Annotated in this window: 6 protein-coding genes and 1 pseudogene; all 7 read left to right on the forward strand. The window is 30.4% G+C overall.

Going from position 1 to position 8,056, the window contains the following annotated elements; genetic code table 11:
• A partial coding sequence (locus AC1DOS_RS15750; RefSeq protein WP_477538262.1) for a glycosyltransferase family protein occupies positions 1-995 on the forward strand: 995 nt, incomplete at its 5' end.
• Between the two features lie 148 nt (positions 996-1,143).
• Positions 1,144-2,421, forward strand: a pseudogene (locus AC1DOS_RS15755) (nucleotide sugar dehydrogenase).
• Between the two features lie 127 nt (positions 2,422-2,548).
• Positions 2,549-3,583: a TDP-N-acetylfucosamine:lipid II N-acetylfucosaminyltransferase family protein gene (locus tag AC1DOS_RS15760; protein WP_477538263.1), complete on the forward strand. Its 1,035-nt coding sequence runs from the start codon at positions 2,549-2,551 to the stop codon at positions 3,581-3,583.
• A gap of 10 nt (positions 3,584-3,593) precedes the next feature.
• The gene (locus AC1DOS_RS15765; protein WP_477538264.1) at positions 3,594-4,250 is read left to right on the forward strand and encodes an acetyltransferase; all 657 of its coding nucleotides are present in this window, start codon (positions 3,594-3,596) and stop codon (positions 4,248-4,250) included.
• Positions 4,251-4,314: 64 nt separating this feature from the next.
• Complete coding sequence (locus AC1DOS_RS15770; RefSeq protein ID WP_477538265.1) at positions 4,315-5,469, forward strand: ATP-grasp domain-containing protein; 1,155 nt, start codon at positions 4,315-4,317, stop codon at positions 5,467-5,469.
• A gap of 3 nt (positions 5,470-5,472) precedes the next feature.
• Positions 5,473-6,618, forward strand: coding sequence for a dTDP-4-amino-4,6-dideoxygalactose transaminase (rffA, locus tag AC1DOS_RS15775; protein WP_477538266.1), 1,146 nt, complete (start codon positions 5,473-5,475; stop codon positions 6,616-6,618).
• Entirely contained in the window at positions 6,608-8,041 is a 1,434-nt protein-coding gene (locus tag AC1DOS_RS15780; RefSeq protein ID WP_477538267.1) for a lipopolysaccharide biosynthesis protein, read from the forward strand. Before rffA ends, AC1DOS_RS15780 begins: the two co-directional genes overlap by 11 nt.
• The last annotated feature ends 15 nt before the right edge of the window (positions 8,042-8,056 follow it).

Below are 8,056 nucleotides of genomic sequence, written 5' to 3' on the forward strand. Positions count from 1 at the left end.
GATTTTTCAGTCTCAAGGCTAATAATGCATATACATTGTTAACGCAAGATAAAAGAATTTTTATAAGTTCTGTAAAGAATAAAATCCTTCCTTTTGCCCGCCTTATATATAAATCATTTAATTTGTTTGATAATACTATTTATCAAGCCAGAACGATAGATATTAAAGTGATACCAGATATTTATTACGATATAGTTATTTCTTCCTCAGACCCAAAAAGTTCCCACATTGCAGTTGATAATTTAATAAAGAAGGGATTAAATTATGGCAAATGGATTCAATATTGGGGTGATCCATTAACGATAGATATAACAAAAAAATCTATATATCCCAAATGTTATGTGAGTCGTGAAGAAAAAAAAATATTTTCATGTGCAGACAGAATTGTATATGTCTCTCCTATTACTCTAGAAGAACAGAAAAAAATGTTCCCTAGTTTTTCAGAAAAAATGCAATTTATACCTATACCTTATAATAAGGAGAAAATTTCTAATAGACCCAAAGGGGATAAATTGAAAATAGGATATTTTGGTGATTACGATTCTAGATATAGGAATATTAAGCCGTTGTACGATGTTTGTGGCAAGATGAGTCATAAATTGGATCTATTAATTGCCGGAAATTCAGACTTAAGAATGGAAAGCAATAAAAATATTCAAGTTTCACCAAGAATATCACAAAAAGAGGTAGAAGATTCTGAGGCAACTTGTGACGTTCTAGTATGTCTTCTTAATAAATCGGGTACACAAATCCCTGGGAAAATATATCATTATGCAGCTACAAACAAACCGGTAATTGTAATCTTGGATGGAGAAAATAAAGATAGAATAAAAGAATATATAGATAAATATGACAGATACATAGTATGTAATAATAATGAAGAAAGTATCACTCAAGCTTTATTTTATATTGAAAGTTCTAATAGAATTTACAATCCTTCACCTTTTTTTGAGCCTAAGCATATTGCTAATCTGATATTAGACAATATGATTTAAATAATATTATTACAAACTATTGTGGATTTTCCGCATTTCTCTCATATTCGTGATTATCAAACAGATTCAAGAGACATTGGTACTCGGGTAAAACAATGTATTAATATGAATAGTTATCCCGATTAAAATTTAAGCGAGGTTATTAATTATGGAACTAACAGTAGTGGGTTTAGGATACATTGGATTACCAACTTCAATCATGTTTGCTAAACACAACGTAAAAGTTGTTTGAGTAGATATTTCAACAGACGTGGTCGAAAAATTAAATACTGGTAAGATTCATATTGAAGAGCCGGGATTACAAGAAGCATTAGAAGAAGTTTTAGAAATGGGTACATTTAGAGCGAGTTTGGTACCTCGAAAAGCTGATACTTTCATTATTGCTGTACCAACACCGAATTTTGATGACGAGTTTAAATCATGTGACTTATCGTATGTAATTAGTGGTGTGAATTCAATTATCCCTTTACTAGAAAAGGGAAACACGATAATTGTTGAATCGACTATTTCTCCTCGAAGCATGGATGATATCATTAAACCATTAATTGAAAAAGCAGGATTTATAATTGGGGAAGATATATATTTGGTACATTGTCCGGAACGAGTTCTTCCAGGTCATATTTTGCATGAGTTAATACAAAATAACCGTATTGTCGGCGGGATTACTCCTAAATGTACTGAAGCAGGTGCAAAAGTTTATAGAACTTTTGTTCTAGGTGAAATCATTTTTACTGATGCTAAAACTGCAGAGATGTCTAAGCTAATGGAAAATACATTCCGTGACGTAAATATCGCTTTAGCTAATGAATTAGTTCAAATTTGCACTGACTTGGAAATCAATGCACTTGATGTCATTCAAATGGCAAACAAACATCCTCGTGTAAATTTACATTCTCCAGGGCCTGGAGTAGGGGGACATTGTCTAGCAGTAGATCCATACTTTATCGTAGCTAAAGCCCCTAAAAAAGCTAAGATGATTAACTTGGCTCGTCAAACAAACAATTCAATGCCTGAATTTGTTGTTGAACATGTTGAGAAACTAATAGGTAATTCAAAAGGTAAAGTAGTTACTATTTTTGGTCTAACTTATAAAGGTAATGTTGATGATATACGTGAGAGTCCGGCAATGGAGATCAAGAATTTGTTGGAAAAGAACACTTGTTATGAGATTCGGTGCTATGATCCACATGTTGAGAAACCATTCGTTGAAAAAGATATAAATGCAGCTTTGTTTGGGTCTGATTTAATTCTAATTCTTAGCGATCATCACGAGTTCAAAGATTTGAGTGGTTATCCTTTTGCTGTAATGAATTCTAAAATGGTGTTTGATACGAAGAATATTGTTGTGAAATTTAATAAAGAAGTTAAATATGTTAACTTTGGAAATTTGTATAAGTCACTGCAAAATAAAACAATCATGGTCTAGTCGTTATTTTTCTGTTATTCATCAATGGTTGAGAAAAACATTTAAGTTGGATTGTGAAAGTGAATTATTGGTAATAAATAACAATAATTACTTTTGAGGAAAGAATGAATATTAAAAGGATGAAGTAATGAAGAACTTACACATTATACCAAGTGAAAAATTCACCAAATCTTATATCGAATTTATAAATAAAAATTTTAATTTAGAAGAACATTTTTTTATAATCATCGGGAAAAGTTATTCTGAGAATTTTCATCAAAAGAATGTAATAGTACTGCAAAGAAACTTTAATGATTTTTTTACTTTAATAAAAATATTAAACAGTAGTAAAAAAATATTTTTGCACAGTTTGATTTTCATGAATATTATTAGGATTATTTTATTACAACCTTGGCTTCTAAAAAAATGTCACTGGATTATTTGGGGTGGAGATTTATATGATTATCTTAAACCACGTACAAATTTTAAAGCTAAAGTCAAAGAATTTTCAAGGGCATATGTGATAAAACGAGTTGGTGGTTTAGTCACTCATGTAAAGGGAGATTATGAATTAGCGAAAGAATGGTATGCGGTGAGAGGTAAATATTATTATTCTTTTGTGTATCCTAGCAATTTATATAAAGAAATCTCAATTTCTAAATCAGAAGATAATATTGTTACTTACATCCAAGTAGGTAATTCTGCAGATCCATCAAACAATCATCTGGAGGTATTTGAAAAACTATATTTTTTAAAACCTGAAAATATACATATTATTTGTCCTCTATCTTACGGCGATAAAGAATATGCCGGAAAAATAGTGAAAAGAKGTAAAGAAATATTTGGTGATAACTTCGAGCCGCTTTTAGAATTTATGCCATTTGATAAATATTTAGAAATTATTTCTAAAACAGATATAGCTATATTTAATCATAATAGACAACAAGCTATAGGAAATATTACCACTCTTTTAGGGCTAGGTAAAAAAGTTTATATAAGAGATGATATTTCAACATGGGAATTTTGTGAAGAACATGGTTTGAAAGTTTTTAAAGCAAATAATAATTTTGAAGATTTGTTTGAATTAATTGATGAAAAAGCAAGGATTAATAACATGGAGAATGTGAAAAAATTTTTTTCGGAACAAAAGTTAAAAGAGGATTTAAATAGAATATTTTCGTAGGAGAATTTACATGAAAATAATTATTTTTGGAGTAGGAGATTTAGCAAAACAGTTGCACTTTTATTTAAGTAAGGAAGAAAAATATCAAGTTGAATTTTTTTGTGTAAATAAAGAATACTATTCTGAAAGTAAGTATCTAGGTAAAGATATAATTACTTTCGAAGACAGTTTAGAAAAACTCTCGAAAAAAGAGTATAAATTTATAATAGGTGTAGGATATAAGAATTTAAGAATGAGAAAAAAAGTCTTTGAAATGGTAAAAGAAAAAGGTTTTGATTTAATAAATTATATCAGCCCTTATGCAATAGTCTATGGTGATATTGTGGGTGAAGGAAACATCATTTTACCGAATGTTACAATAGAACCTTTCTCAAAAATTAATAATAATAATATTATATGGTCAAATTCAACCATTTGTCATGACAGTTTAATTGGAAATCATAATTTTATTTCAGCAAACTCGGTAATAGGTGGTTTTTCCAAAGTTAAGGATAATAACTTTATAGGTTTTAGTTCTACAATAAAAGATAACATTGTTATAGATAAAGAAGTATTAGTGGGAGCTGATAGCTTAATAATAAAAGATCCCGAGAATTCAAGTGTGTATTATGGTATCCCAGCAAAAAAAATCAGTGAACATTATGAAAAAGGAATAGAAATAGAATAGGTCCTTTGAGTTCCAATATATAAGTTAATAGGTGTTTTCTAAAGATTTTTTGAAAGGCGTGAATGTGATTAGAAATAAATTAATAATAATAGGTGCAAATGAGTTTCAAAAAAAATTAGTTCTAAAGGCAAACGAATTGGGATATGAAACTCATGTTTTTGCCTGGGAAGATGGGGCAATTGCAAAGGAAAAAGCTAGTTGCTTTTATCCTGTAAGTATTACGGATAAAGAGGAAATTCTGAAGTATGCAAGTAAAATAAACCCAGTAGGTATATGTTCAATTGCATCTGACTTAGCAATGCCAACTGTAAATTATGTTGCAAATCAAATGGGATTAGTAGCTAATACATTAGATACCACTGAAGTTACAACAAACAAGTTTGAAATGAGAAAAGCATTAAGTTTAAAAAAATTGCCGTGTCCTAAATATCAATTAGTGAAGGGTTTCAGCGATTTAAATTATGATATTTTAAAATTCCCATTAATAATCAAACCAATTGATAGATCTGGCAGTCGAGGGATTTATAAAGTTGAAAATATTAATGAAGTTGAAAATGCTATTATGAATGCTAAAAATGTATCTTTTTTAGATGAAGTATTAGTAGAAGAATATATAGATGGTAAGGAATTTAGTATAGAATATGTATCACAAAATGGGAAACATAATTTCCTTCAAATTACGGAGAAGTTCACTACAGGTGCCCCGAATTTTATTGAAAAAGGACATTTATCTCCTGCTAGATTATCTGATTCCAAGAAGAATGAAATTAGAAATATAGTTGAAAAGTCACTAGATGTGCTAAAAGTTGAAAATGGAGCTTCCCATTCAGAGGTTAAAATCACATCAAACGGAGATGTGAAAATTATTGAAATTGCAGCAAGAATGGGTGGAGATTATATTGGTTCTGATATGGTCTATATATCTACAGGGTTTGATTTTTTAAAAAATGTTATAAATGTAGCTACAAGAGAAAAGATAGATTTCGATTTTTATCAATCTGAGAAAATTGCATTAGTGGGTTTTATATTTAATAGTGAAGATAAAGTAAGATTTGAATTGGTAAAAGAAGCATTTCCATACATTATTAAAGAATATGAAATAAAATCGGATTTGAAACCTGTTAATGATAGCTCATCAAGAAATGGATATTACATTTTAGAAATAAGTAGAAAAGAGTTATTACCAGAAGTTCTTAAAGCTCTTAATATGGGGGATTAGGTTATGCTGACATTTAATATACCACCTGTTGTTGGGACAGAACAAGATTATATAAAACAAGCAATTGAAAGTAATCGAAAGATAAGCGGAGATGGTCCTTTTACGGAAAAGTGTCATAAATGGTTCGAGGGAAATTTTGATACTCCCAAAACTTTGCTTACCACTTCTTGTACGCATGCCTTAGAGATGGCAGCAATTTTAATTGATATTCAACATGGTGACGAGATAATTGCTCCATCGTATACATTTGTCTCAACTGTGAATGCTTTTGTTCTACGTGGGGCGAAGATAATCTTTGTTGACGTTCGCTCAGATACGATGAACATCGATGAAACCTTAATTGAAGAAGCTATTACAGAAAAGACAAAGGCTATTGTTCCTGTTCATTATGCTGGTGTTGCGTGTGAAATGGATACAATTATGGAGATTGCTAAACGTCATAATCTTTATGTAATAGAGGATGCAGCACAAGGTGTTATGTCCACATACAAAGGTAAAGCATTAGGAACAATTGGAGATTTTGGTTGCTACAGCTTTCACGAGACTAAGAACTACTCGATGGGTGAAGGGGGAGCCTTGCTTATTCAAAACGAAAAGTTTATGGAGAGAGCAGAGATAATCCGTGAAAAAGGAACAAATCGTAGTAGATTTGTTCGTGGACAGGTTGATAAATACACTTGGGTAGATATAGGCAGCTCGTATCTGCCGAGTGAATTAAATGCTGCTTATTTATATGCTCAGTTAGAAGAAGCCGATAAGATTAACGATAACCGTCTAAATAGCTGGGAATTGTATAATAATTATTTATCAGAACTATCTAAAAAAAGTTTTATTGAGTTACCATTTATTCCGGATTATTGTGAACACAATGCACATATGTTCTATATTAAATGTCGTAATATTGAAGAGAGAYCGAGACTTATTGATCATTTAAAAGAGAAAAGTATCCAAACAGTATTTCACTATATTCCTCTACATACGGCTGACGCAGGGTTGAATTATGGAGAATTTGTAGGTGAAGATCGTTGCACTACTTTAGAGAGTGCGCGTTTATTGAGACTACCGATGTATTATGGTTTAGAAGAGAATGAGATTAAGTATGTTTGTGATATGATCAATAAGTTTTATTTGGAATGCAATGAAAAATAATTTATTCAATAAGTTTTTAACTTATTTTTACGGTAGTGGTGTCGGGTTAATAATTGGACTAATCACTACTATAATTTCGACTAGGCTGTTATCACCTGAAGATTTTGGGAAAGCTTCGATGTTCACGCTTGCTGTCAATGTATTGATGATTTTCATTATATTTGGAACAGATCAAGCTTTTGTACGTTTCTTTTATGAAGAAGAGGAATATCTACGAGGGAAGCTTTTATTTAATTCCATGAAATTACCTATTCTACTATTATTAATAGTGTTATTGTTCCTCTTCATTTTTAGAGATTTAATTATGGTATTTTTGTTTGATGATAACAATCCTATTGTATTTAGCGTACTTATCATTAGTATTGTATTTCAAGCTATTTATCGTTTTGCAGTACTTGTAATTCGTATGCAACAAAAGGGACATTTATATTCTTTAATGGAAATTCTTAATAAATCTTTTAATTTATTTCTCTTAGTAATTTTGTATTATTTAATGGGATCTCAGTACGAAATCCTTATCTATTCAACAAGTATCACTCTATTAATAGTGACTGGGATATCAATTTTATTAGAAAAGAAATTTTGGAATCCTTTCTCTAGTAGGACCTCCAATACTCGACATTCACAGCGAGATATTATTCAATTTAGTTATCCGTTAGTACTTACAACATTAATCACTTGGCTATTTCAGTCGTTTGATAAAATTGCATTACGTCAATGGAGCGATTTTGAGGACTTAGGTTTATTTTCTGCTGCATTTAGAATTGTAGCTTTATTAAACGTGGTTCAAGCTACATTTACCACTTTTTGGACACCGGTTTGCTACGAACATTATGAAAAGCATCCTGATGATCGAGAGTTTTTTTCTAAAACAAGTAAAATAATTGGATTTATAATGTTTTTACTAGCAGTTATAACAATTTTATTTAAAGATATTATTGTAATGCTATTAGGCTCAGACTATAAAGAAGCTGCTGTTATTATGCCTTTTTTAATTTTTATGCCAATGTTATATACTTTGTCTGAGACAACAGTTATTGGACTTAATTTTTCTAAAAAAACGAAGTGGCATATTTTGATTTCTGCTGTGGCTTGCATCTCGAACATTATAGGTAATGTCGCATTAGTTCCATTTTATGGAGCAGCAGGTGCAGCTGTATCTACAGGATTATCTTTTGTAATATTTTTTGTATTGAGAACTCAACTTTCTCTAAAATACTATTTTGTGGATTATGGCCTTAAGAGAGTTTATACATTAATCGGCTGTATCTCTGGTTATGCTTTACAAAATATGATATGGCCTCATCATCTTATTACCTATTTAACTGGGGTACTATTAATCGGATTAATAGTAGTATTATATAAAGCAGAACTAAAGGATATTATGAAATTTGTGATAAAAAAAAGAAAGGAGGATAAATGATGAAAGGTATAATAC

This window comes from Paenisporosarcina sp. P5_A11, assembly GCF_056400705.1.

Bases quoted from the DNA above. Each gene is read 5' to 3' on its own strand.
- AC1DOS_RS15765 (WP_477538264.1), top strand. From the start codon at position 3,594: ATGAAAATAATTATTTTTGGAGTAGGAGATTTAGCAAAACAGTTGCAC.
- AC1DOS_RS15780 (WP_477538267.1), top strand. From the start codon at position 6,608: ATGAAAAATAATTTATTCAATAAGTTTTTAACTTATTTTTACGGTAGT.